The sequence below is a fragment of the Nocardia sp. NPDC058497 genome (assembly GCF_042720195.1).
GTDB lineage: Bacteria > Actinomycetota > Actinomycetes > Mycobacteriales > Mycobacteriaceae > Nocardia.
The window spans coordinates 1-2,574 of the sequence record NZ_JBHXMY010000729.1; the positions used below are offsets into that span (position 1 = coordinate 1).

The window sequence follows — 2,574 nt, forward strand, 5'->3', positions numbered from 1 at the left end:
CCGGGGGGCGCGCGGGTGGTGGGCGCGGCCGGGCAAAGCCCATGGGGGGGCGGACTCACCCCCCCGCGCCCGTCGCCGGTTCCTGGGCGGGTGTGCCGGTCGGCGGCAGAACCGACCGGCGCGCATCGAACTACCGGAACGCGTTGGCGTCGGTGAGCGCCTTGCCCAGCACCAGCTGATGCACCTCGGCGGTGCCCTCGTAGGTGAGCACCGACTCCAGGTTGTTGGCGTGCCGCAGCACCGGGTAGTCGAGGGTGATCCCGTTGGCGCCGAGGATGGTTCGGCACTCGCGGGCGATGGCGATGGCCTCGCGGGTGCTGTTCAGCTTGCCCGCGCTGATCTGCTCGCCGGTGATCTCGTGCCGATCCTTCAACCGGCCCAGGTGCAGCGCCAGCAACTGGCCCTTGCCGAGTTCCAGCGCCATATCGGCGAGCTTGGCCTGGGTGAGCTGGTAGGCGGCCAGCGGCTTGTCGAACACCTCGCGGGTGCGGGCGTAGTCGATCGCGGCGGCCAGGCAGTCACGGGCCGCGCCGAGCGCGCCGAAGACGATGCCGAAGCGGGCCTCGCTCAGACAGGCCAGCGGGGAACTCAGGCCGCCCGACTCGGGCAGCACGGCATCGGCGGGCAGCCGCACGTCGTCGAAATCCAATGCGGCCGTGAGGGATGCGCGCAGCGAGAGCTTGCGATGGATCTCCCTGGTGGTGAAACCGGGGGTGCCAGCAGGCACGAGGAAACCGCGCACCCGGGGCTTGTCCTGGCCAGGTTCCTCGGCATAGGCCCAGACGACCGCGATATCGGCGACCGACCCGTTGGTGATCCACATCTTCGATCCGTTGAGCACCCAGTCGTCGCCGTCGCGCTTGGCCCTGGTGCGCATCCCGCCGGGGTTGGAACCGAAATCGGGTTCGGTGAGACCGAAGCAGCCGATCACCTCACCGGCCGCCATCGCCGGCAGGTACTGCTGCTTCTGCTCCTCGGAACCGAAGAAATGGATCGCCGACATCGCCAGCGAGCCCTGCACCGACACCATGCTGCGCACGCCGGAATCGACGGCCTCGAGTTCCTGGCACGCCAGCCCGTAGGCGGTGGCCGACGACCCGGCGCAGCCGTAGCCCTCCAGGTGCATGCCGAGCAGGCCGAGCTTGCCGAGTTCGGGCGCGATTTCCCTGGCCGGGAAGGTGCCGTCCTCGAACCAGTCGGCGATGTGCGGGCGCAGCCTGCGCTCGCCGAATCGGGCCACGGTGTCGCGGATTTCGCGCTCCTCCTGCGACAGCAACGGATCGATCGCGAACAACTCTTCGACAGTCACCATGGGGTCAGCCTAACTGTGCCGTCGACGGCGAATCCGGCACTTCGTGCACGGCCAATACCCCAGCGCTTCGACCCGAATCCGGTCTACTAGCCTGAGCACATGAGTGAGCTGGGATTCTCGACCAGGGCCATCCACGCCGGATATGAACCCGATCCTCAGACCGGTGCGGTCAATGTGCCCATCTACGCGAGCTCCACCTTCGCCCAGGACGGCGTCGGCGGCATGCGCGGCGGCTACGAATACGCGCGCACCGGCAACCCGACCCGCACGGCACTGGAAGCCAACCTCGCCGCCCTCGAATCGGGCAGCTTCGCGCGGGCCTTCGCCTCCGGCATGGCGGCCACCGACTGCGCGCTGCGCGCCACCCTGCGCCCCGGCGACCACATCGTCATCCCCGACGACGCCTACGGCGGCACCTTCCGGCTCATCGACAAGGTCTTCAGCCAGTGGGGGATCGAGCACTCGCCCGCCCATATCGCGAACCTCGACGAGGTGCGCGCGGCCATCCGTCCCAACACCAAGCTGGTGTGGGTCGAGACTCCGACCAACCCGCTGCTGAGCATCGGTGACATCCCCGGGCTGGCCGACATCGCGCACGCGGCCGACGCCAAGCTGGTCGTCGACAACACCTTCGCCACCCCCTACCTGCAGCAGCCGCTGCTGCTCGGCGCCGACATCGTCGTGCACTCGACCACCAAGTACCTGGGCGGTCACTCCGATGTCGTCGGCGGCGCGCTGATCACCAACAGCAAGGAACTCGACACCGCGTTCGCGTTCCTGCAGAACGGCGCGGGCGCTGTGCCCGGCCCGTTCGACGCCTTCCTCACCCTGCGCGGCATCAAGACGCTGGCCGTGCGGATGGAGAAGCACTGCGACAACGCCGAGGTGATCGCGGAGTTCCTCACCAACCACCCGGCCATCTCGCAGGTCATCTACCCGGGCCTGCCCACCCATCCCGGGTACGAGATCGCGCAGAAGCAGATGCGCCGCAGCGGCGGCATGATCTCGGTGCGCCTGGCCGGTGGCCGGGAGGCGGCGCTGAAGTTCTGCTCGCGCACCCGGATCTTCACCCTGGCCGAGTCGCTCGGCGGGATCGAGTCGCTGATCGAGCACCCGGGCGCGATGACCCACGCCAGCACCGAGGGTTCGGCGCTGGAGGTCCCGGCCGACCTGGTCCGGCTGTCGGTCGGCATCGAAGACATCAGCGATCTCCTCGCCGATGTCGAGCAGGCGCTGAGCTGACAGGGACCCCATACATGACG

General features: G+C 68.8%; 2 protein-coding genes. One reads left to right on the forward strand and one right to left on the reverse strand.

Annotated features, from left to right (window positions below):
• Window positions 1–130: 130 nt before the first annotated feature.
• Complete coding sequence (locus tag ACFWPJ_RS30145) at window positions 131–1,312, reverse strand: acyl-CoA dehydrogenase family protein (protein ID WP_378856504.1); 1,182 nt, start codon at window positions 1,310–1,312, stop codon at window positions 131–133.
• 99 nt (window positions 1,313–1,411) lie between these two features.
• Here ACFWPJ_RS30145 and ACFWPJ_RS30150 point away from each other — a divergent pair, with 99 nt between their 5' ends.
• Window positions 1,412–2,554 (forward strand): cystathionine gamma-synthase, encoded by a 1,143-nt coding sequence (locus ACFWPJ_RS30150; RefSeq protein ID WP_378856506.1) that lies wholly within the window; start codon window positions 1,412–1,414, stop codon window positions 2,552–2,554.
• Window positions 2,555–2,574 lie beyond the last annotated feature (20 nt).

Excerpts from the sequence above, each read along its gene's own strand:
- ACFWPJ_RS30145 (WP_378856504.1), bottom strand. The coding sequence starts at position 1,312 with ATGGTGACTGTCGAAGAGTTGTTCGCGATCGATCCGTTGCTGTCGCAG.
- ACFWPJ_RS30150 (WP_378856506.1), top strand. The coding sequence starts at position 1,412 with ATGAGTGAGCTGGGATTCTCGACCAGGGCCATCCACGCCGGATATGAA.